Below are 26,730 nucleotides of genomic sequence, written 5' to 3'. Positions count from 1 at the left end.
AGTCTGGGGCTGGCTCTTATGGGGGCAGGTGGCCTTTCGAATGGTGCGGGTTTTGGGTCAGCTGGCGGCCGCAGCTGCGCTGGCGGGGCCGACGGGGGCCATCAGGAGGTCAGTCAGGGCGCTGGTGTCCTCGTCCTGACTGGAGAAGACCAGATCGGCGATGGATATGCTTCGTTCATGGCCAAGAGCGCTGGTGTTGGCGCGGTATTTAGCCGTGAGCGCCGGGTCGGCGAGTGGTGCTTCCGGGTCGCCGTCGGCCTGTGTAAGCGGAGTGGACTGGACGCGGCCGTCCTTGTAGCTGATGACCACCCGAGCCCTGCGCAGAGCCGGGAAGTCGTTTGTTATGGCCGGCGATGCTGTCAGCCGGACTTTTGCCGCCAGTTCAAGTACTGCGTTCTGGTCCTGAGGGGTCAGGACGTGCTCGGCCTTGACGTTTCCGTGCACGATTGCCGCCGCCAGGGAAAAGGGGAGGCTGTATTGGGCCTGCTCCGTAGTGGTGGGGGCTGTCGTGTGAAGCCGGGTGGCGGCGTCGAAGGTAATGACTTCGACCGATGCAATGTTGTCCGTGGCAGGACCGCCGAGGCCCTCGCCGATCAGAGTCTGGGCTGCCTGAATGGCCGGGTGGGCCCAGCGGCAGACGGGGTACGGTTTGAAGTACTGTTCCGTGATCAGCCATCGGGATCCCAAATCCCGGGCTTCCGGGGCGTTGGTTAGCAATTCGGCTGGAGCACCCGTGAAACCCCGGGAGGCCAGGAATGCCGCGCTCACTCCCGCTTCGGCACCCCAGGCCGTGCTGTCTTTGACCATGGTCGGGTGGGCAATACTGCGCATCATCGGCCCGCGCGGAGCCGAGAATTCGGCGATGCCGAGGGCATCCAGGGTGGCGTCGTGTCCCAGACCCAGGAGGCGTGCGCCCACGGCCGCGGCTCCGATGGCGTTCCACGCCCCCGAGCTGTGGTAATCGGCCGCGGTGCGGTGGAGGGCGAGGCCAGCCCGGAGGGCGATCTCATACCCGATCACCAGCGCAGTGAGCATCTCTTCCACGGTCTGCCCGGTTGTTTGGTCGATGAACGCCAAAACCGCGGGGAGGATTGCCGCGCCAGCGTGGCCCTTGGTCTGCCGGTGGCCGTCGTGACCGTCAAGGGAGTCAATAGTTCCGGCGTTGACAAGGGCGGCATGGCTGGCCCCGACGCTTCGACCGTCGAACATCAGCCGCGACGCGATCCTCGCATGCCCTGACAGTTCGTGGGCGTGATCGCGGAGGATGCGTGACATGCCGGTGCCGGTTCCGGCGGCGGCCACCCCAATCAGGTCCAGGAGGCATCGGCGCGCCTGGTGCATAACCGCAGCGGGGAGTTCGCTCGCCCGAAGGTCGTGGATGAAACCACCCAAGGCAGCCTGTCCGGGATTCACACCGAGTCCTTTCGGGAGACATTGTGGAGTGGTTGGTTTGGCGTGAACAGAGATTGGGGTGTCGTTGAGGCTGCGGCTTCCAGCCATCCGCGGTCGAGGCCTTCGGCGGCGAGCGTGTCAATGAGGAGCATGAGTGCTTCCGGCGGGGGAGGGGAGTCCGGTTGGCCCGCGTCGGAGGAAAGGATCAACCGGTCCCCTGCGGCTTCGGCTGCGCGGGCCAGCATCGCTGGGGTGCAGCCGGGCTGGTGGAGCAATTGATAGGTAGTGATTTCTGCGTAGCCCCCGCCTTCCACGAGTGTGCGGATCGCATCCGGTTGCAGGCCGGGGACGGTGTAGGAGGGGTGGGTGAACATCAGCCGGTTGATCCCGTAATGACGGGCTCTTTCGCTCAGCCACCGGCATTCGTCTCCGCTGAGGTGTCCGGTGGCAAGCACTGCGTCGTGGTCGGCGATGAGCGCCAGTACGGTTTCGGTGGCCTCGGTGGCTTTGGTGTTGACGGGGGGAATGGCGTATGTCCGGGTCCCTATTCGGGGTTCGTGTTGGCACAGCCGGGGAAGGTCGGCGGTGTGCTGGGTGTGCGCATCGGCTGTCGGCATCCAGATGACACGGCCTCCCGCGCCGAGCGCCGCTGCAACTGCCGAGGGGTTGACGCCCTCGCAGTGCTGGTTGAGGGCCAACCCGCCGTAGACGGCTTTGCCCGTGGCGCGGGCCGCTGCGTGGGCGCGTCCCACTGTGGATTCGTAGTGGGCTTTCAGCACGAAGCCGGAAAAGTCCGCAGCAGCGTACATGTTGCTGATGTCGTGGTCATCGCCGATGCGGTCCAGGACATCGGGTCCGGCGTGCACGTGGCTGTCGAACACTAGAGTTCCTCCTCTTGAGCCAGTCGTGCTGCTTCACGGGCGACAAGGTCGGCCCTGCTTTCCTGCAGAAGTGGCCACTGTCTGCGCAGAGACCGAAGCTCGCCCAGGTCCAGCTCGCAGTCCAGTTCTCCGGGTTCCTGGCCCAGCTGGGCCATGACCTCACCGGTGGGGTGGATGACGCGGGACCCACCCCAAAACTCTTGCCCGTTTTCCCGCCCAACCCGGTTGATGAACAGGACAAAGGCCTGTGTGGTGATGGCAGCGTGGCGGAGGATGAGGTCCCACGCCTGGTCGGTCGGCAGCCCCACGTTGCTGGTGACGCTGTTGACCGGGATGACCAACACTTCGGCCCCGGCGTGGCCGGCCAGCCAGGGCATGGCCGGCTGCCATGCGTCGTTGCAGATCAGTGTTGAGATCCGTGCCTTGGGCAGGTCGTAGCAGTGCAGTCTGCCGCCGGGTCGGAAGTGTTTGCGTTCCTCCCATCCCCGGTAGGTCGGCAGGTACATTTTGCGTTGAACCCTGGCTTCATTGTTGGTGATCAGGGCCGCGCTGTTGAAGGTGTGGTGGCGGTCCGCTTCGGCAAATCCGACCAGGGCTGCCGGGCCGTAGCTTCCGAGCCGGAGCAGGCGTTCGTCGTTGGCGTTGATGGGCTGGGCCTCCGGGACTTGTCCCAGGTGGTACCCGTGGGTGGCCAGCTCTGCAGTGGTCACCAGGTCCCGGTCTGAAGCGGCCCGCACCAGGTTGTTCAGGTGTTCCAGGTTGCCGGAAACGTCGCCCAGTGTTGGGTCGGTTTGCAGCAGCCGCACCTTGAGGCGTGCGGCGTCCGGCGTGGGGGTGTCAGGCACCGATGAAGCCTTTCTCGGTGAGCCAGGTCTTGGCAGTTTCCTCCGGGGTCTTTCCGTCCACGTCGACCTTGGCGTTGAGCTGGCGCAATGTCTCGTCAGTAAGGGCGTCGGCCACCTTGCCCAGGACATCGCCGATGGCGGGATTTTTCCGGATGACCTCGCTGCGGATCGTTACGGCTGGGTTGTACGGAGTGAAGTAGTGTTTGTCGTCCTCGAGGACGGTGAGGCCCAGGGCTTCAATGCGGCCATCCGTAGCAAAAACTTCACCGAAATTGCACGGCGCTGCCTTGTCAATGGAGTTGTAGACGGCGCCGGCGGCCAGCTCGGACACGTTGGTGCGCGGCAGGTTGAACCCGTACGCCTTCTCAACACCTGGCCATCCATCGTTACGGCCGAAGAATTCGGCTGCACCGCAGAAGCCTGCTGCCGAGGGATCCTTGCTGGCGAGGGCAGCGTAGTCGGACATCGTCTTCACGCCGAGCTCTTTGGCTTTTTCGTTGCTGACGGCGACGGCGTAGGTGTTGTTGGCCTGCGACGGCTTCAACCAGGTGACCGAGTTTTTCTCTTCATCCTTTTTGGCTACTGCCTCGTAGAGCTTCTGCGGGTCTGCAATGGGTTCGGTTTGTCCCAGGTGGGTGATCCAGCCAGTGCCCGTGTATTCCCAGTAGAGGTCAATGTCCCCGCTGGTGAGGGCGGATCGGACGCTGCTGGTGCCGGAGAGCCCGCAGCTTCGACGGACTTCAGCACCTGTCGATTCCAGTGCCTGGGCCGCGACCTCACACAGCACCAGCTGCTCAGTGAATTCCTTGCCGCCGACAGAGAGCTTAACGTCCTTCAGGTTGCTGTCCTTGGCGAGGGAGCCGCCGGTGACTCCGCTGGGTGGAGCTTCGCCGAGGCCGCAGCCGGAGAGCAGCGTGCCGGCAGCGATGGCAATAGCGAGAATAGTCTTGTTGCGCATTGAGGAGTCCTTATCTAGAGGGGGAAAGCTCAGACGCCCTTGGGGCGAAGGCGGTTTTCAATGAATCCAGCCAGTGAGTCGACCAGCAGAGCCAGTGCAATGGTGAGCAGGCAGCCGGTGAGCAGGATGGGCATGCGGTAAAACACAATTCCGCGCTCGATCAGGTCCCCCAGACCTCCCGCGTTGGTGTAGGTGGCGAGCGTGGCAACGCCGACGTTCAGGATCAATGACACCCGGATTCCGGCCAGCATGACCGGAACTGCGAGCGGCACCTCGACGGTGAAAAGGATCCTCCGCGCGTTCATGCCCATGCCTTTGGCCGCATCGATGATGAACGGTGAGACCTGCTGCAGGCCCACGATCGTGTTCCGCAGGATAGGCAGCAGGGCGTAGATCACGAGCGCTATGACTGCCATGTTGAACCCGACGCCGAAGAGCAGGGCCAGGAGAACCAGGATACCGATGGAAGGAATCGCCTGACCGGCGTTCGCGACCCCGAGGACCGGGGCCCGGAAGTACTTGGCCCACGGCCGGCTCAGCAGGATACCGAGCGGAACGCCTATGGCGACCACCGTGACGGTCGAGATGACGACCAACAGGACGTGCTGGTACACCTTCTCCAGGATGACGTCGGGGGCCAGTGCCCGGGCTTCAATCGTGTCCAGACCAGCGCTGGAGATGTATATCAATGTGCCCACCACCAGGAGCACCGCCGTTGCCGGCATGATCCACCCCGAAAGGTTCCTTCGGCCGCGGCGCGGCGCGACGGCTGTTAGCTGTGTCGCCGAGGCTGTCACTGGACTGCTCCCTGCTTCACCTGCGCCGTTGCCAGGAGCATGTCCTGCACCGACAGAGTCTCTCCTCCGTTCACCTGCACCCGCTCTGCCCCATGCTCGAGCATCTTCTCCAGCACAGCGGCGACCGTATCAGTGGGCTGAACCGTCAGTTCGGCCGGGTGCAGGTCCGGATTGGACGGAACCTGCAAGTCACCGACGCGGAGCAGCGACAGCCGGCGCAGCGCAGCGCCTTCCCCGATGAAGGAGCGGACGAAGTCATCGGCGGGGTTGGTAAGGATTTCCAGGGGAGTGGCGAACTGCGCCAATCGGGAGCCGTCGGCGAAGATGGCGATGCGGTCCCCGAGCCGCAGTGCTTCGTCGATGTCATGGGTGACGAAGACGATGGTTTTGCGGATGCGCTGCTGCAGTTGCAGGAATTCCGCCTGAAGGCGGTCACGTGTAATCGGGTCGATAGCACCGAAGGGTTCATCCATCAGCATGACCGGCGGATCGGCAGCCAGGGCGCGTGCCACACCGACACGTTGCTGCTGGCCTCCCGAGAGTTGCCTCGGGTAGCGGGAGCGGTAGGAAGAGGGCTTCAGCCCCACCAATTCCAGCAGTTCGTCTACCCGGGCAGCAATCTTCTTCTTGTCCCAGCCGAGCATGGATGGCACAAGCCCGATATTCTGTCCGATGGTCATGTGGGGCAGCAGACCAACCTGCTGGATCACGTACCCGATGTGGCGGCGCAACTCGTCAGGGTTGGCATGCGTGACGTCCTGGCCATCGATCCAGATTTCTCCCCCGGATGGCTCAACGAGCCGGTTAATCATTCGCAGTGTGGTCGTCTTTCCGCAGCCGGAGGGTCCGACCAGGCAGATGAACTCACCGCGCTTGATTTCCATGGAGAGCGGTGCAACCGACGGGGCGGGGGCACCTTCGTAGTGCTTGGAGACATCGATCAGCCGGATCATTGCATCCGTAGAGCCGGTGGCGGAGAGCTGGGCGTTAGACATGTAGTTTTAGACCTCTCGGTGTTGAGATGCGGCCAAGAACGATGAAGAGAAGGTCAAGGATCGCTGCGACGGCCACGATCGCTACGACACCCGCGAGGGCTTCATTCAGGGCGTTGGCTCCGCCGATGCGCGACAAGCCCCTAAAAATGAGTTCGCCAAGACCAGGGCCGCGTACGGCCGCGCCGATAGCTGCGATGGCGACGACCATGATCGTCGCTACCCGGATGCCGTTCAAAATGACAGGCCAGGCCAGCGGGACGCGAATGCGCCAGAGGCGCTGCCAGGAGCCCATGCCCATGCCGCGGGCCGCGTCAATGACTCCCTCGTCGACGGTTTCGAAACCCGTGACCGCGTTGCGAAGAATCGGGAACACCGCGTAAATGGTCAGGGCCAGCACGGTGGGCACGACGCCGAGACCGAACAACGGAATCATGAGACCGAAAAGGGCAAAGGAAGGAATAGTCAAAATGGTTCCAGCCACAGAGAGCGCGACCTTGCGCACCTGAGGCAGAGTCTCCGTGGCGACGGCGATGATGAGGCTGAGCACCGTCGCGAGCACCACTGAAATCATGACCACTTCAATGTGTTGCATGAGCAGGAAAGTGATTCGCGCCTGGTTTTCGCCGACGTAGTCAAAGAAGTTCATGAAACCCTTCTAACGTCGGTGTTGCGTCCATCTTGGGCATTGATATCGTCCTTGGATCGAGCGGGAGGAGAAGACAGGGAGCGACTGAGATACGTCGCCGCCTGGGCAACCTGGCGGCCCACATGGGTCAGGTTGTCAGCGATACGGAATGAGGGAGCGGAAACATTGATAGCCGCGACGATCCGGCCGTGCACATCGCGGACAGGCGCCGCAGCCCCGGAAAGGCCATCTTCGAACTCGTCTACAACCAAGGCGTAGCCCTGCAGGCGGGCCTTCTCGACCCGGGCCACAACTTCGTCGACGCTGGTGGGCGCCTGTGACCCGGGCCCCTTGCTGAAGGTCTTCTCAATCAGGGCGTGGATCTCGTCGGAAGTGTGATCAAACAACAGTGCCCGCCCCGACGAAGTGCACCAGATGGGTACGGCCCGGCCCACCCATACGTTTGCCTCGATGACCTGCTGGGGTCCCTCAGAAACAATGGTAAAAACGTCCTCGTTTCGCCGAATGCTCAGGTGGACCCGCTCGCCGAGCAGGGTCGCAAGTTGTCGCATCACGGGCGGAGCCAGCAGAAGCAAGCGCTGATCCCCGGCCTGGGCAGCAACAGCGAAAAGTTTCCACCCGAGACGGTGCAGCCCAGTCGTGTCGCGCTCCACCAAGCCCAAGTCCACCAGTGGCTTCAACTGCCGGGAGACACTCGACTTATCACGCCCCAGCGCTCGGGCAAGACCCGAAACCGTCAGCCCGAGGTTTCCCTCTTGGCTGCTGTGGGATAAGGCTTCAAAGATTGCCAACATCTTCGCAGGTCCTGTGTCTTGGCTCTCATTCACGAAAACAACTGTCGGCGAATGGTGCAAAGAGCGCAATGCCCCGTTGCATTTTTCACAACACTTCTTCCGTTACGCTCGCCAAGATCAACGGCAGCCCCTGGGGGCCGGGGCTGGTATTGCTGACATCAGGCGTTAGGGAAGGTCAGGAAGGCTCGGGCAGGGTTGCACCGGCGCTCAGCTGCCCCGCCCTGCCTATACAATCTGGTTCCATCCACCCCTTAGACCCTCGATGGATCAGCTGTAAGCGATTGGGTCGGTACGCTGGGACCAAGATGCAGATGGCGAGCATTTCGATGACTGCCGGGGGTATGGGGTGGAGTGATGCGCGAGGCGAAGCTGCTGGTGCAGATTGGCTGGATCTGCCACGCTATTGTGAGTTTAGCGATACTTGTCTTTGGCCTCGTGCTGGTCATGGTGCCAACGGGTGAAGACCCTGCCCTTTATCGCGCTGACGGTCTCGCCTCCACCGGTCTTGGACTGTTCGGCGCGCTGATCGTGCTGATACCGTATCGGCGCATGGAACAGTGGGCCTGGTGGGCGCTGTGGTTCTACCCGGTGTTTTGGGCGGCCCACTTGTTTGGAAACCTTCCGCCGGGCAACGACCACATTCATCAGGTCGTCTTCATCGCCCTTTCGTTGGTCGGGATTGTGTTGCCTGTCCGCGTCTTCTTCGGACCCACTCAAAGTCCCCGCGGGGCCGGTGTGCCTGGCGGTAAACGCACCTCTTGACGGTGCTGGCACTGCCGGGTAGCGACGGAAAAGCCCCGGGGTGATGGCGGGCTGCTACCGCTTTCGGGGCCCCTCCCCCGGCAAAAATAAAGAGCCGATAGTTGATATTATGTAAAGCTGAGACGGATAGGGGCTCCCCGAAGGCCTCTTGGCGATCCTTAGCCGCATGCGCCCGGGCTGCGAACAATCTGCGAAAATGTATGGATTGGAATCTCTTGATTCCGCTGGGGACTCAGAGGAGATTTTGTTGGTAACGCCTGCTAGTGCACTGATTGGATACGCCGTACTTCGCGCCAACTACAACGCCGAAGCCCCCAGCTACCTAGACAACTTCCAGCCCTTCATCCTTAGCGTGCTGGCCAGATCTGGAAAACCTTTCCTTGAGAAGAGCCTCATCTCAGAAATCATTCATGACGAGTTCGGTATCTCCATCCCGAGCCTCGTAGTGGGAAAACTAATCCGGCGAACTAACCGTGCTGGCCTGACAACAGCAATCGGTCAGGATGCGGTGGCCATCACGGACGAAGGACTCAAGAGCGCGCCCGCAATTAGCGAAGAAGTCAAGCTGTACGAGCGCAAGCAGCAGGAACTCGTCGAGCATTTCCGGACCTTCGTTGAAAATAGCTACCCCAATCACGTGGACTTCTTGCTAGAGGATCTTGGCCAAGCTTTGGCGGAATACTTTGATCGCCAAGCAGTTCCCCTACTCAATGAGGGGCTGCGAGGACGCGCAAGGTCAACAGACGACGGACACGGCCTGGACTTCTTGGTATCCGCCTTCGTGTCTCGCTTGGCCCAGTCGGACCAAGCAAGATTCGCATACGTGGTCGAGGCCGCAAAGGGCGCAATGTTGGCATCCGTGCTAGTCCTCGACACCTCGGGCTTGTCTGAATCGTTGAGTCAACTCAGCCTGGTACTTGACACACCAGTCATGATGGACGCTCTCGGGTTCCATGGGCCGATTCCCGAGGCTGCCGCCGCCCAAGTCCTCACCCTTGCGCGCAATCAGGGTGCAAAATTGGTCACTTTTGAGCACAGCGTAGGCGAAGTGCAGGGGATTCTAGAGTCCATTGAGGCTTCCTTGCGCAGAGGATCGTCAAGATCCACAGCTGCTGGTTATCTGCACTTTGCGGAGACGGGGAAGACCCCTGTTGACCTTGCGGTCCATAGGGGTCAAGTGAGTTCCAAACTCAAGGACCTCGGTGTCAAAGTGATTGCCCGTCCGGACAATTACTATGACCACGGGCTGGATGAAGGCCAGCTGGAAGACCTCATACAGAAAAAGGTGCGCTACTGGCAGGACGCCACACGCGTGAACGACGTGATGTCGCTATCCTCTGTCCATCGACTCCGACATGGCACCCGCGACAAATCCCTTGAGCGCTGCAGGGCTGTGTTGGTCTCTTCAAATACCAGCCTCGTGGCTGCCGCTGTCCAGTTTGAACGAGCCCGCGCTGGCTTCCCCCTTGCGATAACAATAGAAGCGTTGGCTAGCATCCTTTGGGTGCGTACGCCTGCGGCAGCCTCTGACGTTCCGAAACAAGTCCTTCTGGCGGCTGCCTATGCTGGCATGCAGCCAAGTGTCAGCCTCTGGTCCCGGTACCTCGATGAAGTCGAGAAGCTGGAAAAGAGTGACGCTGTTACAACAGACGAAGCAATCATCCTCCGGTCAAGTCCTGTCAGTCGTGAAACCATCATGGAGGAAACGCTGGGCGATCCAGATGCCATAACAGCGGAGTCGCCTAAGGAAGTGCTTAGCCGCATCAAGAGCGAAGCCACCGCTCCCCTCATAGATCAGCTAAGCGAACTATCCCAGAGGAACAATGAGATCTCGCAAGTCGCCGATCACGCCTCGGCAGACTGGCTGACGCAAGTAAAAGCCCGAGAAGAGGCGGAGAATCAGGTCCGCGATCTGGAGGAGAATAAAACAGCACTAGAAGCCCGGATTCAATCAATCAAAGACGAGGATGAAAGTCGCCGTAATCGCATCCTGGAAAATGCCCAACTTAAGGCAAAAATCCGACGTCGGCGCATTGCACTCACGGTTCGGCTCGTAGCCGTGCTAATCGTCCTAGGGGCCCTTGTATATTTCCTAACTTTGTCAGCGCCGGAAGGTAAGACAGGTGCGACCATCGTAGGCGTAGCGGGATTCTTGAGCATTATCGGTTCATTCTTGCCAAAGGACTTCAACTTGCTGGATCGTTGGGAAAGGCGCCATGCTGACCGAATTGCAAAGAGGCTTCTAGCAAATGCGGGCTTCGAGCTTACGGCTTAGCGCGGAGATCATTCCATCCGGGTGAGCCCCGCGACTTAGGGTGCATAAGCTGGAACTTGGTCAGGAAAGCCGGGCAGTCCGGAATTTCCTGAGAAGCCAGGTGATATCCGCCGTCGCCAGCAGCTGGCGGAGGTCGGCGATGGCCATCAGGAGCATGCCCAGCATGCCTTCCCTGCCGTTGACCGGCGCCAGGCCTTCCTTCTCGGCAAGTTTCACCGGTTCGATGCCGTGCGCGGCGAGCAGCTCAACAACCGTGGGTTGGCCGGCGCCGCCGTACAGTTCGCCGTCAGGTCCGGCCGCTTCGCCTTCGCCCATCAGGACAAGGGCGCAGTGGGACAGCAGTGCGAGGTCGCCGGAGCAGCCGAGGGACCCGAATTCGCGGACCACCGGGGTGATGCCGCCGTTGAGGACGTCCACCATGGTCTGCAGGACCACGGGGCGGACGCCGGTGCGGCCCGAGGCGAGGGTCTTGGCGCGCAGGAACATGATGCCGCGGACCACTTCCCGCTCCACGGCCGGTCCCATACATCAAGGGCGCAGCTCGTAGCCGGCGTCGGCGTGGCGGCTGACGCCCATGCCGGGATCGTTGGTGAGGAGGCGTTCGAGCTTCTGGGCGGCGAGGTCGGTGCTGTCGGCGACGGACACCTGGCCGGCGTGGATGGAGGCGGCCGGCCGATGCCGACGCCACCGCCGTGGTGCAGGGAGACCCAGGTGGCGCCGGAGGCGGTGTTGAGCAGGGCCTTGAGCATGAGCCAGTCGGCGATGGCGTCCGAGCCGTCCGCCATGGCCTCGGTTTCGCGGTACGGAGAGGCGACGGAGCCGGAGTCCAGGTGGTCGCGGCCGACCACGATGGGCGCCTTGACCTTGCCCTCCTTGACGAGCTGGTTGAAAAGCAGCCCGGCCTTGGCGCGTTCGCCGTAGCCCAGCCAGCAAATGCGGGCAGGCACGCCCTCGAACTCGACGCGCTCCTGGGCGGCGTCGATCCACCGGTGCAGGTGCTTGTTCTCGGGAAATAGCTCCTTGATGGCCTCATCGGTGACGCGGATGTCCTCGGAGTCGCCAGACAGGGCCACCCAGCGGAACGGGCCCAGGCCCTCGCAGAACAGGGCCGGATGTAGGCCGGGACGAAGCCGGGGAACTCGAACGCCCAGGTGTAGCCGCCCTTGCGCGCTTCGTCGCGGATGGAGTTGCCGTAGTCAAAGACTTCGGCGCCGGCGTGCTGGAATTCCACCATGGCCTGGACGTGGCTCGCCATGGAGGCCTGGGCCTTTTTGGTGAAGCCCTCGGGGTCGGCTTCGGCTTCGCGGTGCCACTCGGCCACGGTGATGCCTTCGGGCAGGTAGGACAAGGGGTCGTGGGCGCGACGTCGACGAGACCCGCCTGCGCCGCCGCGCCGGCAAGCGCTACCTCGATGAGGTGGAAACCGATCTGGACGCCGCGATCGCCAAGGTCCTGGCGAGCTGGTCTGGTCGGTGACGATGTCCACGGTGAGCTCGCCGGCCTTGTGGCGCGCAGGATCTCGGGAAACACCTCGGCGGCGTTGCCCACGTAGCCCACGGACCAGCCGCGGTGCTCCTCCTTGGCCTGGCTCCCGATTTCCAGCCGTGGATAACCCGGATTGACCCCACTATGGGCTGCTCACTACCGTGAGATTCTCCTGCTTGGTGCATACGCATAATGGTCAGAGGGTTCCGTCATTATTGTGCAAACAGTCCCTGCCGGCGTCCGAAAGTAAGGAATCCAATTGATCAGCAGACTGATAGCCTTAAATCATGGCAAAAAAGACAGTCGTGCTACTGGAAGACGATATCGATGGCTCGAAAGCAACCGAGACCTTAACTTTCGCCCTCGACGGCACTGAATACGAGATTGATCTTAACGAGAGCCACGCGAACGAACTGCGTGAAGCCATGGCACGTTTTACCGATGCCGGCCGCAAAATCTCCGGAGGACGCAGCCGTTCTACGGCCCGGACGAAGTCCTCGCAGGGTGGCCCGGATGCCAAAGCGGTCCGGATGTGGGCAGCCGAGAATGGCATCCCGGTAAACACACGAGGGCGCATCCAAGCGGAAGTCGTGGAGAAGTACGAAGCGGTTCATTAGAATCAGGGAAGAAAATCAGGGCTGGAACATGAACGTGTTCCAGCCCTGATTTCTATTTGGACGAACGTGGTTCCCAGGCGTCCGGTGTATTTCAGGCTGACATGGAGGTGACTGGGGCGCGAGATGCTGGATTGTGCAGACGGTTTCTGCACAATTCGCCTGCATCGCTACTTGTTGTCCAAGTCCAGGGCATTGACGATTGCTTGGGGGGACGGCAGGGCCTGCTGCTCTGCTTCAGGCAGTGTCTCGTAAGTGTACGAAGCAACGGCCAGTGGTTGCGCTGCCCCATCCAGTGCATAACGCACGGTGTGCTGGTTCTTGGAGCCGCAGACAAGGATCCCTACCGCCGGCTGCTGCCTGGGGAGCCGGATCTTGTCGTTGACGACAGAGACGTAGAAGTTCAGCTGACCCAGGTGTTCAGGCTTGAATTTGCCGGCTTTTAGTTCGACCACCACATAGCGATCAGTTGGTATGTGATACAGCAGAAGGTCGATGTAGAAGTCGTCACCTCCGACCTCGAGATGCACCTGGCGACCGGCGAATGCCATACCTGTGCCGAACTCCATGAGCGTTTGAGCCATGCGCAGAGTCATGGCTTCTTCTATGGCGGCCTCGTCGGCTTCGGGGGTCAGGCCAAGGAAATCCAGCACCAGGGGGTCTTTCGCGACCTCGCGTGCCAGTGCCGTGCCCTCTCCTGGAAGACGGGCCTCGAGGTTGTTTGGCGCTGAGCCTTCTCGTTCGTGAAGTCGGGAGGCTATTTGGTGTTCCAGGACGGACAGGGACCAGCCGTGCTGCACGGCTCGGTGGGCGTACCATTCGCGCAGGTTTTGGTCCTGTAATTGGTCGAGGAGGGCGACGTTGTGACTCCAGCTAATTTGTGCAGACACTGTCTGCACAAATTCAGCTGGGGCGTTCCATGCCTCCGCGAAGGCGCGCATGTAGTACAGATTTCTGCGGGAGAAGCCTTTCATGTGCGGGAAATCCCTGCGCAGATCATCGGCCAGGCGACCCAGCACCTTACTCCCCCAGGGTTCAGCCTGCTGCCGCTCCAGAATGGTGCGGCCGATCTTCCGTAGAGCTCGATCATGGCCGCGTTGACCACTCGTTGGGCACGCAGCTGAGCGGAAGCAACAAGAGCCTTCAGGGACTCGAGGGTTACGGCGTAGCCGCTTGGTAGTTCGGGCTCAATTGCAGTCACGCATCCCACCCTAACTGCTCCCCCGGAAGTGCTGGGAGGCAGTGTTCGCGGCTGAGTGCACGCTTGGTAGGACGCTTTGAGCGGGGTTCCCGTCCGATCCGCGTCCCTAATCCCCCTCTGGGACGTCGTCCGCCAGTTCGCCGGCGGCGATCCGCTCCGCGGTGCGTCGGTAGGCATCCACGATGTAGTCCTCGAGGTCTTGGATGCCGATGCGCCAGAGACCGCGGGCTCCGACCTGGATTGCGCGAAGCTCTCCTGTTTGGATGAGGTTCCGGATGAGACTGCCTTTGCAGTTCAGTTCTTCGGCGGCTTGCTCGATGGTCAGGAAGCGTCGCTTGGCGGGTTCAGCTGTCACCCGGCCATCCTATGGGGACAGCGCACAACCGGGACCAGTCTGTCCGCCCCGGCCGTCACAGTGCGCGATTTTCCTCAGCTGGCTCGGCCTAAGGGGTCTACCGGCTCATGCCCTTTTGAAGGAGCTTTGTCGGTCCGGTAACTCCGCGCGTCTTGCGGGCTTTCGCGGGCCTTGGTGCCTTACTCACGGCGGCACTGGGCGGTGTGCCCTGGTCCTGGTCGGCGCTGAGCCGCGCCTGCACGGCCTCGCGGTCAGCTATGCCTTCCAAACCGGCCGCCAGCTCTTGACGACGTTCGGCTGAATCGTATTTAGTGGCGGCCTCTGCCCGCAGCGTCTCAGGGCGTCGATTCTCTTCCGTGACGTCGTGTTCACGGTCACTGTCTTCCCTGTCGGCCTCCGCCATCAGCGCCACAGCCTGGACGGTCTCGTCACGGCCGGTCCGCCGTTCCTGTTCCGCCTGCTCGCGGTCCCGTTCAGCCTTCGCCAAGGCTTCAGCGACGGATGCCTCATCAGCACCGAGATTGTCCACGTCCAAGCCGTAACGGCGCTGCACCTGGTGACGAATGGCGTCTGCCGCTTCGTGCGCCGTCGGATCAAGGTCCTTCCATGCTGTGGCGGTTTCGTGCACTCTTTCGATGTCGCGTCCTGTGGCGGTGTCCCACCATCGGTTGTCCATGGCCGGGGCGAGCTGTGCGCGGGCCGCTGCCCGTTCGGCGTCGAATCGGGCCTGGAGTTCCCGGGCTTGTTGTTCTTCGGCTGCTTGGGCGCGTCGCAGCTCCTGCTCGTGCGTCCTGGCCAGCTGCTCGCCGAGCCGTCCGGCGACGGTCAGGCCGATGCGGGACATTCCCTCGATGGCTTCCTCGATGCCGTCAGATTCGCTCATGGTTCCCCCTCCTGGTGTTTATCTTTCAATGTCCGGGCGGGTGGTCCCGCCTCGGGTGGTCGCGTGGGTCCGTGACTGCTCGTACTTCGGTGGCAGCACCGATCCGGAGTGTGCCTGGGTCTGGCCGGCTGTGCTCGTGCGTACAGCTTCGGCTGCTTCACTATCTACAACCGGCCCCGGCGCGGGAGTGCTTGGCAGCGCGGCGGCAACCTGGCTTAGCTGATGCTTCACCATGTGGCTGATCTGTCGTGCCCTGCGTAGGTCGTTTGAGGCTTTGTGCATGTCGTGGACGGCTTTGGCGATGTTGAGCAGTTGGCGCAGCATGATGGCCTGGGCAGCGGTTCCGGTGCCGCCCATCGAAGCTGCCATGAGCATCAGGGAGGCTCCGCGGGCGGATGGTCCGACGCTGCGGATCGGGCGTGTCGGGTAGCGGCGGAGTTGGGCCGTTTTGGACAGTTCATCTGCTGCGGCGGCGAGGGGCCCGGGTGTTGATTCCGTGGCTGTGGACCAGGCTGCGAAGGCTCCTGAGGTTTCGCGGGCTACGTGAGCCCATGTGGCGTGGTCATCCAGTGGAACGGTGCGCAGGGTTTCGCGCAGTCGTGCGACTTCGTTGCTGTAGTGCTCCCACATTTGCGGGTTCGGTTTGTGGGCTTCGCGGCCGATGGTGACCGGGCGCCGTCCTCGGGCAGCGGCCTGCCATTCGGCGACGGCTTCGGTCGCCGCTTGCGGGGTGTCGTGCCACTCGGTGCGGAGCTTGGGCAGGGCAAGGTCTTTTGCGAGGTGGCCGCCGCCGAACCAGACCGGGCGGCCACCCTTTGGGGGCCGTTCGGCCACGCTGTAGCCGACCACGACATCGTCGCGTCCGGACGCGTACCGGGGCCGGATCAGGGCGCCGCTCCGGCGGAGCCGGCGGATGAATTCGGCTTCGTCCTGGGCGGCGGTCGCGCAGGCGCGGACCTTGCGTTCCAGGGAGCGGCGTTCAGGTTCGGGCGCGCCGCGACGCTCGGATGCTTCGCGCTCACCGGGGCGCAGGCCGCGGGTGGAATGCGTGGGCGAGAGTTCTTCCAGGCCGTACTTTCTCTCAAGCCCGCGAGCGGCTTGTTGTGCGCGGGGGAAGTCCCGCCAGCTGCTCCATTTGGTGCCGTTCTCGCGGACCATGGACGCGGCAATGTGGATGTGGTCGTTCCCAGCTTTGCTGTGGCCGTGACGGATCGCCACCCATTGTGCCGGCGCGCGTCCGCTGGCTTCGGTGAAGCCCATCTCGTCCATGAAGTCCTGCGCGATGTCAGCCCACTTCTGGTCGGTGAGGTCGCCTTCTTCGGCGCGCAGTGACAGTGAGCAGTGCCAGACGTGTCCGCCGGGAACCTCAACGCCCAGGACACTCTTGGCGCGGTCAAGTTCCTTGGCAATGGCCTGGGCGGCGCCGGCGTTAAGTTCATCATCGTTGTGCCAGGCCATGATCGACGGGGAGCCCGCGACCAGGTGCGGGTCGGTGTGCTCGTTCGCCCTCCCGGGGCCGGCAAGGTAGGCGATCAGCCCGTGCATGCGGGTGCCCTTCGTGATGTTAGGAATCATCAGCGAACCATCGCATCCAGCATCGTATTGATCCGGTCAGCGACCGCCCGGACGCGTGTCAGAACGGTGCGGGCAGCTTCCGGGAACTCGTCCGTGGCGTTCGCGTGCCGGGCCAGCTGGTTGACGTTGTTCGACAGCGCAGCGAGGTAGCGGCGGGCGGCGATGAACTCCACCGCCATCGCCCGCCGTTCCGCCAGCGACTCAGAGTTTTCCGCGTACAGGGCTGCGCTGACCAGAATCTCGGACGGGCTGCGCCCGGTCCGTTCTTCCAGGACCTTCAGCTGCGCCCGTTCGAACTCCGACATGGACACGCGCACGTACTGGGTGTCACCGTCAATGTTCGCGCGGCGGCGGCGGGCGAACCGGCGCGGAGACTTCGGCTCTTCAGCCATTCCCGGCCCCCTCCCCCAATGCCCAGCGCAGCGCCCCGGGATTTCCGGGCCGACACCTCAGTGTCGCCGATCAACGGCCGCAGGCGGTGGATCGACACGCTGGTTATGGCACATAACCACATAGCTTGCTCCGGAAAATCACCTGCGCCCACTGCTGGCGCTTCGGGTGGTTCTTGGGCACTGCCCTGCAGGACGCTGCGCGTCTGACTTGTTCAAACGACTGCGTCGTTCCGTTTCGGCTGGTTGAGGCTACTGCCCGGTCCTTCCTTGGCAAGTCTCCGCAGCCGGCTTTCGCGGCATATCCTCGCTCCGCTCCGGTATTCCACGGTCCGGCCACTCCAACTGGCCAATTCCTTCACCGGCCAAGTTTCGGCAAGCGTGCCGAAAGGAACGCGGCATAGGGCAAGCGAAAGGTACAGTTTTGGCTCTCATCTCACCCACCACAGTGGCAAGGCAATACGGCATCCCCGCGACGCAGCTGCGACAATGGCGGCGCCGGGGCATCGGCCCCGAATACTTCCAGTTCACAGCACGAACCATCAGCTACTCTGACGACTACCTGCGGGACTGGTTCAACGACCCAAGGAACGCCGGCCTCCTGGCTGGAAGTCTTTCAAGATCGGCGGAAACGCCGTGCGCCGAAGGGCGCGTCAGTCACGGGAGGGCACCGGCGTAATCGTTAGTCTGGGTTCATGGCTACCCTCGACATCGAACAGACACGCAACCAAGCCCGCGCACTACTGGACTCCCGCATCGAATCCGTCACCGCCCTGGTGAAGAGCCGCCAGCGCATCAATGAATTGCGTGACCAGCTGGTTGCGGCTGAACGCGACGACAAGCGCGCTTACGTGCAAGCAACACGGGACGGCTGGAGCGCGGACGAACTCAAGAAACTTGGCCTCGAACCATCAGCCGTAAAGCGCCGGCGGACGGCTAAGCGCTCCAAGGAATCGGACCAGGGAAGCGACCAGGACAACGCCACATCCTTCAGCGAGGGATGACACCAGGACCTGCACCCTGGTGAAACAGGGAGCGGCGCGCTGACATCTGAAAAGCCGCTGGACACAAAAAAGGACCGGAACATTCCGGTCCTTTTTTGTCCTTCGGCAAAAGGAAATCTGTGTTCACTCTAGCGCACCCGTGCAGGTGCCTTGGTTAGGCACGCCACGCATCTGATGACTACTGAATAGGGCGATCAAGACGACGGCAGCGTCCATCACTCTGGTACGCGCGGCACCCTTGGTGGGCACGTGCACAGGCCGCGCGAAATGGCGGTCCGCCGCTGGTGAGTGGCTGCCGTGGTTCGCCCTGGCGGCGGACCGCCCGACGTTTGGGAGGTTCCCGATCCTGACGTGGTGATCTGCGGTTAACCCTTGCCGGGCGGTGGATTTCCCGCCCGGCAAGGTGGTCTTATGCCGCTTCGGTTTCTTCCTCGGCTGGCGTGCCGCTATCGATGATCAGCTCTTCAACGGTTGATGCGTTGTAACCCCACACAACCAGTTGTTTGAGGTAGTCCCTGTGGGTCTGGGACGGGGAACGCCACGAGTCCTTCGCGATCGTCTTCTCATACCCGGCGCAGACCAACGCGATCAAAGAAAACTCGGGCCGGGTCGTGGACTTGGCCACGTGGTCACGGAGCGGGTTCCACGCCCACGCGTTCGATTCTTCGACCTTCGCTCCGACCATCTCACCGGCGACCTTACCGTCGTATCCGCTGGCCGTCTCGGAGTGGTGGGTGATCGCGTGGACCGTGAAGTACTGCCAGCCCTTAGGAGCCTGCTTACGTGCCAGCAGGGTTTTCACAAAGTCCCGGCGGACCTTGGTAGCCGCTTCCATCTTTTTGTTGCGCTCAATCAGGGTTTTCCGTTCGGCCTTCTGTTCCTCCGTCATTGGGCCCTTCTGCGCGCCGGTCCCGCCGTCATAGCGTTCATACTTGGGGGCGAAGCCCAAGTCCTTCCACCCTGCGATCACGGCGTGGGTCCGGTGCTGGCCCCGGTAGTCCGTGGTGATCAGGACGGCGTTGGCGTCATCCTCGGTGGCCAGTTCCCCGTCATCCCTCTTGGCGGCGGTGACGTAGAGGTTGTCGTCGTCGGCGTAGTGACCGGCGTCCTCCACGATGGCCTTTCCCTGGGCTTCGAGTTCGGTGACCAGCGCCGCGAGGGCGGCGGCGCTTTCGCGGCGGTCGCGCAGCAGCTGAGCGACATGCAGCAGCTGGTCGGGTTCGTCCATGATGACCGACTCGAGCTCCTCCGTGGCGTCCTCGTCCCCTTCAAACTCGGCCATGATCAACGCTTCCTCGATGGACCATCCTTTGCCCAGCGCGGCGGTGCCCGCGTCTGAGGACTTGGCTTTCAGGGCGGACTCCACAGTCGTTTTGGTCCGCCCGGTCTTCTTCGCGATCGCGGCCGCCGAAACACCGATCAGGGACAGCTGATGGTATGCATCGGCCTCGTCCGCTTCGGTCAGTCCCGCGCGCTGGATGTTCTCCACCACCTGCGTCACGATCCGCTCGGCTTCCTCGGGGGACTCGATGATCATCACCGGGATCAGGGGCCGTTCTGCTTCGATGGCGGCGCAGGTGCGGCGCTGACCCATCAGCACGTGCACGGTTCCGTCGTCCTTGCGGTGCGCGATGACCGGTTCCATCACACCGTGCTCCTTGATACTGGCGATGAAGTCAGCAGTCAGGGCCGCGTCCTTCCGGACGTTGACATCGACCGTCAGCGTGGCGGGGTCGAGCATTTCCAGCGTGGGTGCTGCGTTCATGGTGTTGCTCCTTTGTTGCCGAAAGGGTTGGTGGATGAGGCGGCCAATGGTGACCGGCCAACTTCCCCTCTCCCCCGTTGTTTTGGCTGCTGGCGGAGCTTGCGGAGCTGTGGCCGACGGAGGCCTGTCCACCCTTGGGCAAGGACCGTGGAATCTGCGGAGGAAATAAGCGACGCAGGAGCGCCGGAGCCGATTCCACGGTCCGCAGGCCCCGGTGGAGCCTGCGGAACCGGGGCTAGACCGGCCGGAGCGGACACGTACAATCCGTCAGGACAGCAGCCAAAACGGTAATACTGGAACAGTCCTTGAGCCGGCGTGGCCCAGCCAAAACTTGACGTGCCTGGCGGCACTGTCTTACCGACGATCTGTCCGCCGGCTCAAGGTCCGTCAAAGGGTGCCGAGCCAGGCGGACATGACTTCATAGGAGCCTGATTCGACCAGTCCCATTACCGTTTTGTCTGCCCACCTGGCCCGCGCCCGTTCAATCAGCCATTGATCCGACTGGGGGCAATTTCCATCTTGGCAACCGAAACAACCAACGTCATCGCGGGCATCGACACCCACGCCGACACACACCACGTAGCCGTGATCAACGAACACGGCAAACCCCTCGCCGACAGGGAATTCCTGGCCGTAGGATCCGGCTACCGGAAGATCGTGGATTTCATCACCAGCTACGGCACAGTCACCGCCGTAGGGGTCGAGGGAACAGGCTCCTACGGCGCCGAAATCGCCAAGACCCTGCGCGGCGAAGGGCTGACCGTGCTGGAGGTCAACCGCCCGAACCGGGCCGCGCGCCGGCTGAAAGGAAAATCCGACCCGCTGGACGCCTACCAGGCCGCCCAATCGGTACTCGACGGCCGGACCACATCGGTCCCGAAAGCCAAAGACGGCCCCGTTGAATGCCTGCGAATCCTGCGCGCGGGGCGCACCTCGGCGCTAAAGGCCCGCACCGCGGCCATCAATCAGATCAAGGGCCTTCTCGTTTCAGCTCCGGACAAACTCCGGGCGAAATACAGAGGGCTCGGAACCTCGGCGATGATCACTGCACTGCAGCGCACCCGGCCCACGGGTCATATGGCTGACCCCGAGTACGTGTGCCTGCTGACGCTGAAATCCCTAGCCACCCGCTGCCAATCACTGGCGGCAGAAATCGCCAACGCTGACGCCGCGCTCCAGGAAATCCTCGACACCTACGCACCGATGCTCTGCGACCTTCCCGGAGTCGGCACGGAAGTAGCCAGCCAACTCCTGGTAACCGTCGGAGACAACCCGGACCGCATTGGAAATGAGGCCCAGTTCGCTGCCCTCGTCGGGGTCGCACCCATACCCGCATCCTCCGGCAAAACAACCCGACACCGGCTCAGCCGAGGCGGCGACCGCAACGCCAACCACGCTCTGTATCAGGTCGTCCTGGTCCGCATGGCCTCGTGCCAACGGACCAAGGACTACGTGGCCAAACGCACCGCAGAGGGCAAAAGCAAACGGGAAATCATGCGCTGCCTCAAACGCTACGCAGCCCGGGAAATCTACCGCCAGATCACCAACCCCCAGCCAGCCCCCGACAACTCCGATCTGCGCCAAATGCGCACCACACTCGGTTGCACCATCACGACCGCAGCCAGCGAACTTGGCCAATGGCCCTCGAAGGTTTCTCTCCTGGAACGAGGCCTCCTCCGCAATGACACTTTGGCCAAGCACTACCGCCAATGGCTCACCGACCAAACAGCCACAAAGACAATTTAGTGAGTTGGGGCTTCCCGATCGCCGTGTCTACGACGTGGGGCAGCTCTGAGTGGCGGAATCGCGAAGCGACGCGTCGGAAACCTCGATTACTTGGTTAGCCGGCCAGGGTTCCACGGACGTTCAGGTGGACTCGGGAGAATGATCCAGAGAGGAACCGCCATGCACAGATCTGGGGCGACCGGCCATCACGTCCATCCTCGTCGTATTAGAGCGGTGTACGTGAAAGTACTGTATGCGCTGAGTCCATGATCCCGGGTCAAAGCCAGAGGCTTCCTCCCCACAGGGCTTCTCCCAGCGTGGGGGCCCCGCCTAAAGGGGGCTGTCAAAGGAAAACACAGGGGTTCCCCCGTAGCCTCTCCATATCCATACAAGGGGGGAAGGCTTGGTTTCCCCATGGTCAGAGAGGGGAAATCGATGAAGGCTGTGTTGGGCGGGACAGGGCGGTTGCTGCGTCGGGCAAGCGCTGCCGAAAGCCGAATCATCCGGTCGCTGCGTCCGGCGGCGTTGCCCGCGCTGCGGATCCTGCTGGGCGTTCTGTTCGTGTGGTTTGGGGCGCTGAAGGTGGCCGGGGTTTCACCGGTCGCGGATATCGTCGCCGGGACACTTCCCTGGGCTGACCTGCAGGTGTTGATGCCAGGCCTGGGCGTGGCTGAAGTGTTGCTGGGCACTGCGCTTGTAGCGGGGATCGTCCTTCGCCTGGCCCTGCCTGTTCTGGCGGCCCATCTGTGCGGAACATTTCTGACCTTCCTGATGCTGCCGGGTCTGATGTTCACCGACAATAATCCGTTGCTCCTGACAACCGCCGGCGAGTTCGTCATGAAAAACCTCGTCCTCATCGGCGCAGCACTGGTATTGGCCGTCCATGCACCCGCCAAGGCCAGAACACGGGAACGGTGTCCCGCCCCGCATGCCGCATCCAGCCCGGCCGGCCGTCCACGAGAGCTGACAGCGCTAAGGCCTTGAGACCACTTACCCGGGATGCGGAGCTTCCGGTCACCGGGCACCCCGGGTCCGCTGCCCGAAATGGAAAGACGGCGTACTGCCCCGTATACCGGAGGGCCGGTGCAACTACCATTTCCCGGGTCCCAGCCGTCCACGGACAACTTCGGGAACCCGTGTCAACGACGTCGCGAAGCGCGCCGACATCACCCCTTGAAACTTGGCAACACGCGGGTCGGCAATGGGTGCCGGTTTCGGCGCAGCCCTCTGTGGGCAAGAGCTGGGCCTTCGGAAAGAACAGGGTCTTGGCTCCAAATTCTCCGCGCTGATAACAAGTTGGCCGGGACCGGATGGTCGTTGAGGTCAACCTCCAGCCCGGACCCGGGTGCGGTGCTTTCGCTCGGCGGCGAAGCGGAGCGGCCACTGACATCCGACCCTCCCGGCGCCGGAACTGCGTGCAGAACTGGGACGGCGGGCGGGTAGGCAGCCCGGTGCAGGCGGAGCCGACGAAGTCACATCGGGCGCGGGGAAGATGGCGTTCGGAACGGAGACCGAAGGGCTATGGGCGTTCCTTGAATGATTCGACCTTCTGCGGGTCGCGTTCAGCCACGGGGTCAAGCAGTTCGTCGATTTTTGCCATCAGGGATGGATCAAGTTTGACTCCGGCGGCCTTGGCATTGTCTTCAAGCTGTTCGGGCCTGGACGCTCCGACGATGGCAGCAGAGACGTTGCTGTTCTGCAGTACCCAGGCCACGGCTAACCCGGCCATGGACAGCCCGGCTTCCTGCGCCAGGGGTTTGAGCTGCTGCACGCGTTCGAGGATGTCATCGCTGAGGTATCGGTTCTCCTTCAGGGACCCGTTCTCGGAGGCGAACCGCGATTGTTTCGGAGCCGCCTGGCCAGGAAGGTATTTGCCAGTGAGGACGCCTTGGGCGAGCGGGGACCAGCAGATCTGACCGATGCCGAGCTCAGCGCTGGCAGGGGCGACTTCTTCTTCGATGACCCGCCACAGCATGGAGTACTGAGGCTGGTTGGAGATCAGCTGGATGCCCAACTCCTTGGCCAGGGCGGCGCCGGCCCGGATCTCATCCACGGTCCATTCGGAGACGCCAATGTAGTTGGCCTTGCCGGCCCGGACAATGTCCGCGAAGGCCTGCATCGTTTCTTCCAAGGGTGTTTCGTAGTCGTAGCGGTGGGCCTGGTAGAGGTCGACGTAGTCTGTGCCCAACCTGGTCAGGGAGCCGTTGATCGACTCCATGACATGCTTCCGGGACAGGCCGCGGTCGTTCTTGCCCTCCCCGGTGGGGAAGTAGACCTTGGTGAAGATTTCCAGGCTTTCCCGACGGGTACCGCGGAGGGCTTCGCCGAGGGCGCTTTCAGCGCGCGTGCCGGCGTAGGCGTCGGCGGTGTCAAAGGTCGTGATGCCCAAATCCAGCGCCTTGCGCACGCACGCGGTGGCGGCCTCCTGGTCGATCTGCTCTCCGTGGGTGACCCAGTTACCGTAGGCCAGGGCGCTGATGTACATTCCGGATGAACCGAGTTTGCGGTATTCCATTAAGTCTCTTCCTTTTTAGAGCTGGTGGGGATATCTGCCGGCGGAGCCGTGCTTCGCCGCAGCACCAGCCGGGTGTCGATAATCCGGTCCGGTGGGGCCGTGCCCAGTGCCGTGCTGAGGGTTTCGAGCAGCAGTTCGGCGGCCGCCTCGCCCTGCCCGCGGATGTTTTGGTCAATGGTGGTGAGGTCCATGACCTGCGAGAGGTCGTGATTGTCGAAACCGATAACCGAGATGTCCCTTGGAACAGTCATCCCGGCCGTCCGCAGCACCCCGAGGGCGCCGAAAGCCATCTCATCCGAGCCAACAAAAACCGCGGTAGGCAGTGCCGGCGCAGACAGCAGCCGGGTCATGGCCAGCTCCCCACCGGACACGGAATTGGTCCCGAACTGTTCGAGGTCTTCCTCCAGGGGAATCCCTGCGGCCAGCAGCGACTGCCGATAACCGGCCAGCCGCGAGAGCGGAGGTGTGCTGCCCGTGGTGACTTCATCGGCGTCATCGATCCCAATAAGACCAATGCGGCGGTGGCCCAGATTGAGCAGGTGCCGGACCGCGCTCCGGGCAGCCGCCCGGTCATCAACCCGCACGCTGCCGAAAACCTCAGAGCCCTGCCCCAGCAGCACTACCGGAAGGCCCAAGGTGCGCAGGCTTTGGGTTTCTTCCGTGGACAACCGCAGGGACAGCACCAGGACGGCATCGGCACGCCCCCGAAGTGTCTTCCCCTCAAAGAAGCGCCTCCGCCCCTCCGCATCGCCGAGCTCATACAGCAGCACGTCCCGCCCGGAAGCCCTAAGCACCGCGCCGGCACCGGAAATGACCTGCCCAAAAAACCACTTGGCGGCATCCGGAACGACCACGGCGACCGTGCCTGTCACGCCGGTGGCCAATCGCGCCGCATTCGGGGACGCGAGATACCCGACCTCGGCAGCGATGTCCTTGATCCGCTGCCGGGTGGCCAGCGAAACACCGGGAACGTCGCGCAATGCCCGGGAAACCGTCGAAACGGCCACCCCGGCCCGCTCAGCAACTTCTTCAATCCTCGCCGTCACGAGGGCCCACGTTACGGCACTCCCACCACTGACGCAAGCGCTTGCGTTTGCCCTAGGTGGGGAATTTCGGATGCTTTGCCATAGCATCGCAAGCCTTTGCGGAACCACTGCTTTGAAGCGGCATAAGCAGTTCTAGGACAGCGGCGGTACCCGGCGCCTCCGTCCGACGCAGGGCGACTCAACATGGCTCGTCTATGGTCAAACGAACATCCATGTTCATCGATCATCTGGGGTTGGCTCCTTTACGGGAATCTGTGGGAACAGCCCGTTGACGTACGACACTGATCTCACATGCGCACCAAACTCGGGTTGACCATCACGACCGCAGCCCTTGAACCGGGCCAACGGCGCTCCAAGATTTCCCTCCTGGAACGCGGCCTCCTCCGGGAACGACACCCTCGCCAAGAACTACCGTCAATGGCTGACCGAACGGTCAACCAAAATCTAGTTTTAACGGCCGACGCCCCCACCCTGTGGGGCGGTGTAAACTCCCGAGCACAGCGAGGGGTCCCCATACCGGCGCGATGGTTGCGGCTTGGTCCAGGCCCGCATGATGATCCAGTTCCGACCCTGAACCGCCCTTGGGGGACTCTTGTGAGGGGAGGGGGCCTTGCGAAGGCTCAGGAAACGTGCTTTTTTCCTAAGCAGGCACTGGCAGTCTCTGGCTATCTGGTCGACGGAGGCCGCGAATCCCGTCCAGAAAGCCGGTCCCGGCAACTAGTCCACGGGACCGGCTAAAACCCAAAGCCCGCGGCGAGCTGCCACTACTGTGGCCGGGACGACTGGAGGCCACAGTGAGCATTCAACAGGACAACGCTACGGTTCAGACGCGCGCCATTTCCGCGTTCTGGCGGTGGTGGTCATCAGAAGGTGCCGGGCACCTCAGTGGCGCCGTCACGACAGGTGAATACCGGGACCTTCCGGACACCCTCGATGCCATGGTCAAAGCGATCGGCCCGAGGCTCGGCTGGGAGACCGGACCGGGCATCCATGCACGGCACCAGTTCTGCGTCTCAGGCGGCGGGGACCCCGGACTGCGGGTCCTGGCCGAACGGTGGCGGCGGGCCGCTCCCCCGCCCACGCCGACGTGGGAATTCACTGGAGCCAGACGGCGGCAACCCGGCATGCTCGCCGTCACCCTCGAGGTTGCCGGGACATCCATCCACCTTGGCCTGAGTCGGGTCTCAGTGACCCTGGACGAGGAACGGGCCCAGGCCAAAGTCCGCCTCCACCACCCAGTCTTCACCCGGCTGACCCCCGGCTACCAGCACCAAGTCGCGTCGATGCTGCTGGACTGGCTGCTCGGAGAAGACGACGTCCAACGATGGATCGGCAGCATCACCGCCGCCGAGACCGAACGCCCGGACAGCCTGCCGGCGACAGCCCTTCCCGAGATCATCGAAGCCATGACCGCCCGGCACGCGTACACCGGCTGGACACTCAAGGACGCCGGAATATCCCCTGGACCGCGCACCATCATCAGAGCCCTGCGTCCCCTGCGGTGGATCGACCATCCCCTGCTGGACCTGCACACGGCCATCCAGATCGGTTATCCCCAGACGCGCCCCGACGGGCTACCGGACTACGACGAAGCGATAGACCTGCACCAACTCGAAGAGGACCTGAGGGCAGCCCTCGGACCCCGAGGTTTGCTCGTCGCGACCCAGACATTAAACGGCCGGCGTATCCTGCACTACTACACCGACTCGGAAGACCAGAACGGTCGGGACATGATCGACCGCTTCGCTGAAACCCGACCCGAAATCGAAGTAAACCACACCCACGACCCCGGATGGACTCTGATCAGACCATTCACCTAACCGCTGGA

Annotated in this window: 23 protein-coding genes and 2 pseudogenes; 7 read left to right on the top strand and 18 right to left on the bottom strand. The window is 62.7% G+C overall.

Features of this window, described 5'->3' with window-relative positions; all coding sequences use genetic code 11:
• Window positions 1-57 precede the first annotated feature (57 nt).
• The 8 genes from J7I85_RS02580 to J7I85_RS02545 all read right to left on the bottom strand — a co-directional run bounded on the left by J7I85_RS02580 (window position 58) and on the right by J7I85_RS02545 (window position 7,308).
• Window positions 58-1,413 carry an MmgE/PrpD family protein gene (locus J7I85_RS02580; protein ID WP_214846199.1) on the bottom strand — a complete coding sequence of 452 codons (1,356 nt, stop codon included), beginning with the start codon at window positions 1,411-1,413 and terminating at the stop codon, window positions 58-60.
• Entirely contained in the window at window positions 1,410-2,273 is an 864-nt protein-coding gene (locus tag J7I85_RS02575; protein WP_214846198.1) for a DUF6282 family protein, read from the bottom strand. The genes J7I85_RS02580 and J7I85_RS02575 overlap by 4 nt, the downstream gene beginning before the upstream one ends.
• On the bottom strand, window positions 2,273-3,118 hold the full coding sequence (locus J7I85_RS02570; RefSeq protein ID WP_214846196.1) for a nitrilase-related carbon-nitrogen hydrolase: 846 nt from the start codon (window positions 3,116-3,118) through the stop codon (window positions 2,273-2,275). Before J7I85_RS02570 ends, J7I85_RS02575 begins: the two co-directional genes overlap by 1 nt.
• Entirely contained in the window at window positions 3,111-4,076 is a 966-nt protein-coding gene (locus J7I85_RS02565) for a glycine betaine ABC transporter substrate-binding protein (RefSeq protein ID WP_214846194.1), read from the bottom strand. Before J7I85_RS02565 ends, J7I85_RS02570 begins: the two co-directional genes overlap by 8 nt.
• Window positions 4,077-4,105: 29 nt before the next feature.
• Entirely contained in the window at window positions 4,106-4,801 is a 696-nt protein-coding gene (locus J7I85_RS02560; RefSeq protein WP_214846192.1) for an ABC transporter permease, read from the bottom strand.
• Window positions 4,802-4,869: 68 nt separating this feature from the next.
• The gene (locus tag J7I85_RS02555; RefSeq protein ID WP_308159370.1) at window positions 4,870-5,868 is read right to left on the bottom strand and encodes an ABC transporter ATP-binding protein; all 999 of its coding nucleotides are present in this window, start codon (window positions 5,866-5,868) and stop codon (window positions 4,870-4,872) included.
• A complete protein-coding gene (locus J7I85_RS02550) occupies window positions 5,861-6,514 on the bottom strand; it encodes an ABC transporter permease (RefSeq protein WP_251023843.1) in 654 nt (217 codons plus the stop codon). Before J7I85_RS02550 ends, J7I85_RS02555 begins: the two co-directional genes overlap by 8 nt.
• Window positions 6,511-7,308 (bottom strand): IclR family transcriptional regulator, encoded by a 798-nt coding sequence (locus J7I85_RS02545; protein WP_214846190.1) that lies wholly within the window; start codon window positions 7,306-7,308, stop codon window positions 6,511-6,513. The genes J7I85_RS02550 and J7I85_RS02545 overlap by 4 nt, the downstream gene beginning before the upstream one ends.
• A 354-nt stretch (window positions 7,309-7,662) precedes the next feature.
• Between J7I85_RS02545 and J7I85_RS02540 the strand changes: the two genes are divergently transcribed.
• Window positions 7,663-8,070, top strand: coding sequence for a hypothetical protein (locus J7I85_RS02540; RefSeq protein ID WP_214846188.1), 408 nt, complete (start codon window positions 7,663-7,665; stop codon window positions 8,068-8,070).
• Between the two features lie 205 nt (window positions 8,071-8,275).
• The gene (locus tag J7I85_RS02535) at window positions 8,276-10,345 is read left to right on the top strand and encodes a hypothetical protein (RefSeq protein WP_214846186.1); all 2,070 of its coding nucleotides are present in this window, start codon (window positions 8,276-8,278) and stop codon (window positions 10,343-10,345) included.
• Window positions 10,346-10,444: 99 nt separating this feature from the next.
• Here J7I85_RS02535 and J7I85_RS02530 read toward each other — a convergent pair.
• Window positions 10,445-10,870, bottom strand: a pseudogene (locus tag J7I85_RS02530) (aromatic amino acid lyase); the annotation flags it as partial.
• A gap of 3 nt (window positions 10,871-10,873) precedes the next feature.
• A pseudogene (gene hutU, locus J7I85_RS02525) lies at window positions 10,874-11,932 on the bottom strand (urocanate hydratase); the annotation flags it as partial.
• Window positions 11,933-12,117: 185 nt separating this feature from the next.
• Here hutU and J7I85_RS02520 point away from each other — a divergent pair.
• Window positions 12,118-12,447 carry an Lsr2 family protein gene (locus tag J7I85_RS02520; protein ID WP_214846184.1) on the top strand — a complete coding sequence of 110 codons (330 nt, stop codon included), beginning with the start codon at window positions 12,118-12,120 and terminating at the stop codon, window positions 12,445-12,447.
• Window positions 12,448-12,614: 167 nt separating this feature from the next.
• Here the strand turns inward: J7I85_RS02520 and J7I85_RS02515 are convergent, their stop codons facing one another.
• The 5 genes from J7I85_RS02515 to mobC all read right to left on the bottom strand — a co-directional run bounded on the left by J7I85_RS02515 (window position 12,615) and on the right by mobC (window position 16,850).
• Window positions 12,615-13,463 carry a PDDEXK nuclease domain-containing protein gene (locus tag J7I85_RS02515; protein WP_308159369.1) on the bottom strand — a complete coding sequence of 283 codons (849 nt, stop codon included), beginning with the start codon at window positions 13,461-13,463 and terminating at the stop codon, window positions 12,615-12,617.
• A 288-nt stretch (window positions 13,464-13,751) separates the two neighbouring features.
• Window positions 13,752-14,000 (bottom strand): excisionase family DNA-binding protein, encoded by a 249-nt coding sequence (locus J7I85_RS02510; RefSeq protein WP_214846182.1) that lies wholly within the window; start codon window positions 13,998-14,000, stop codon window positions 13,752-13,754.
• Between the two features lie 97 nt (window positions 14,001-14,097).
• Window positions 14,098-14,883, bottom strand: coding sequence for a hypothetical protein (locus J7I85_RS02505; RefSeq protein WP_214846169.1), 786 nt, complete (start codon window positions 14,881-14,883; stop codon window positions 14,098-14,100).
• An 18-nt stretch (window positions 14,884-14,901) separates the two neighbouring features.
• Window positions 14,902-16,458: a relaxase/mobilization nuclease domain-containing protein gene (locus tag J7I85_RS02500; RefSeq protein ID WP_214846167.1), complete on the bottom strand. Its 1,557-nt coding sequence runs from the start codon at window positions 16,456-16,458 to the stop codon at window positions 14,902-14,904.
• Window positions 16,458-16,850, bottom strand: coding sequence for a plasmid mobilization relaxosome protein MobC (mobC, locus tag J7I85_RS02495; protein ID WP_214846165.1), 393 nt, complete (start codon window positions 16,848-16,850; stop codon window positions 16,458-16,460). Before mobC ends, J7I85_RS02500 begins: the two co-directional genes overlap by 1 nt.
• A 692-nt stretch (window positions 16,851-17,542) precedes the next feature.
• On the opposite strand from mobC, the gene J7I85_RS02490 reads away from it, so the two are divergent.
• On the top strand, window positions 17,543-17,851 hold the full coding sequence (locus J7I85_RS02490) for a hypothetical protein (protein ID WP_214846163.1): 309 nt from the start codon (window positions 17,543-17,545) through the stop codon (window positions 17,849-17,851).
• Window positions 17,852-18,260: 409 nt separating this feature from the next.
• On the opposite strand, the gene J7I85_RS02485 is transcribed toward J7I85_RS02490, so the two are convergent.
• Window positions 18,261-19,616 carry a ParB/RepB/Spo0J family partition protein gene (locus J7I85_RS02485; protein ID WP_214846161.1) on the bottom strand — a complete coding sequence of 452 codons (1,356 nt, stop codon included), beginning with the start codon at window positions 19,614-19,616 and terminating at the stop codon, window positions 18,261-18,263.
• A gap of 519 nt (window positions 19,617-20,135) precedes the next feature.
• Between J7I85_RS02485 and J7I85_RS02480 the strand changes: the two genes are divergently transcribed.
• Window positions 20,136-21,362, top strand: coding sequence for an IS110 family transposase (locus J7I85_RS02480; protein WP_214846159.1), 1,227 nt, complete (start codon window positions 20,136-20,138; stop codon window positions 21,360-21,362).
• Between the two features lie 414 nt (window positions 21,363-21,776).
• A complete protein-coding gene (locus J7I85_RS02475) occupies window positions 21,777-22,325 on the top strand; it encodes a DoxX family protein (RefSeq protein WP_214846157.1) in 549 nt (182 codons plus the stop codon).
• 535 nt (window positions 22,326-22,860) lie between these two features.
• Here the strand turns inward: J7I85_RS02475 and J7I85_RS02470 are convergent.
• Complete coding sequence (locus tag J7I85_RS02470) at window positions 22,861-23,856, bottom strand: aldo/keto reductase family protein (RefSeq protein WP_214846152.1); 996 nt, start codon at window positions 23,854-23,856, stop codon at window positions 22,861-22,863.
• Entirely contained in the window at window positions 23,856-24,902 is a 1,047-nt protein-coding gene (locus tag J7I85_RS02465) for a LacI family DNA-binding transcriptional regulator (RefSeq protein WP_214846150.1), read from the bottom strand. Before J7I85_RS02465 ends, J7I85_RS02470 begins: the two co-directional genes overlap by 1 nt.
• 794 nt (window positions 24,903-25,696) lie before the next feature.
• Between J7I85_RS02465 and J7I85_RS25695 the strand changes: the two genes are divergently transcribed.
• The gene (locus J7I85_RS25695) at window positions 25,697-26,722 is read left to right on the top strand and encodes a DUF695 domain-containing protein (protein WP_214846148.1); all 1,026 of its coding nucleotides are present in this window, start codon (window positions 25,697-25,699) and stop codon (window positions 26,720-26,722) included.
• Window positions 26,723-26,730: the final 8 nt, after the last annotated feature.

Source organism: Arthrobacter sp. ISL-65, from assembly GCF_018613795.1.
Taxonomy (GTDB): Bacteria; Actinomycetota; Actinomycetes; order Actinomycetales; family Micrococcaceae; genus Arthrobacter.
This window is presented reverse-complemented; position numbering and strand designations above follow the sequence as displayed.

Coding starts and splice junctions, on each gene's coding strand:
- J7I85_RS02565 (WP_214846194.1), bottom strand. CDS start 4,076: ATGCGCAACAAGACTATTCTCGCTATTGCCATCGCTGCCGGCACGCTG.
- J7I85_RS02560 (WP_214846192.1), bottom strand. CDS start 4,801: ATGCCGGCAACGGCGGTGCTCCTGGTGGTGGGCACATTGATATACATC.
- J7I85_RS02555 (WP_308159370.1), bottom strand. CDS start 5,868: ATGTCTAACGCCCAGCTCTCCGCCACCGGCTCTACGGATGCAATGATC.
- J7I85_RS02550 (WP_251023843.1), bottom strand. CDS start 6,514: ATGAACTTCTTTGACTACGTCGGCGAAAACCAGGCGCGAATCACTTTC.
- J7I85_RS02545 (WP_214846190.1), bottom strand. CDS start 7,308: ATGTTGGCAATCTTTGAAGCCTTATCCCACAGCAGCCAAGAGGGAAAC.
- J7I85_RS02540 (WP_214846188.1), top strand. CDS start 7,663: ATGCGCGAGGCGAAGCTGCTGGTGCAGATTGGCTGGATCTGCCACGCT.
- J7I85_RS02520 (WP_214846184.1), top strand. CDS start 12,118: ATGGCAAAAAAGACAGTCGTGCTACTGGAAGACGATATCGATGGCTCG.
- J7I85_RS02505 (WP_214846169.1), bottom strand. CDS start 14,883: ATGAGCGAATCTGACGGCATCGAGGAAGCCATCGAGGGAATGTCCCGC.
- J7I85_RS02500 (WP_214846167.1), bottom strand. CDS start 16,458: ATGATTCCTAACATCACGAAGGGCACCCGCATGCACGGGCTGATCGCC.
- mobC (WP_214846165.1), bottom strand. CDS start 16,850: ATGGCTGAAGAGCCGAAGTCTCCGCGCCGGTTCGCCCGCCGCCGCCGC.
- J7I85_RS02490 (WP_214846163.1), top strand. CDS start 17,543: ATGGCTACCCTCGACATCGAACAGACACGCAACCAAGCCCGCGCACTA.
- J7I85_RS02485 (WP_214846161.1), bottom strand. CDS start 19,616: ATGAACGCAGCACCCACGCTGGAAATGCTCGACCCCGCCACGCTGACG.
- J7I85_RS02475 (WP_214846157.1), top strand. CDS start 21,777: ATGAAGGCTGTGTTGGGCGGGACAGGGCGGTTGCTGCGTCGGGCAAGC.
- J7I85_RS02470 (WP_214846152.1), bottom strand. CDS start 23,856: ATGGAATACCGCAAACTCGGTTCATCCGGAATGTACATCAGCGCCCTG.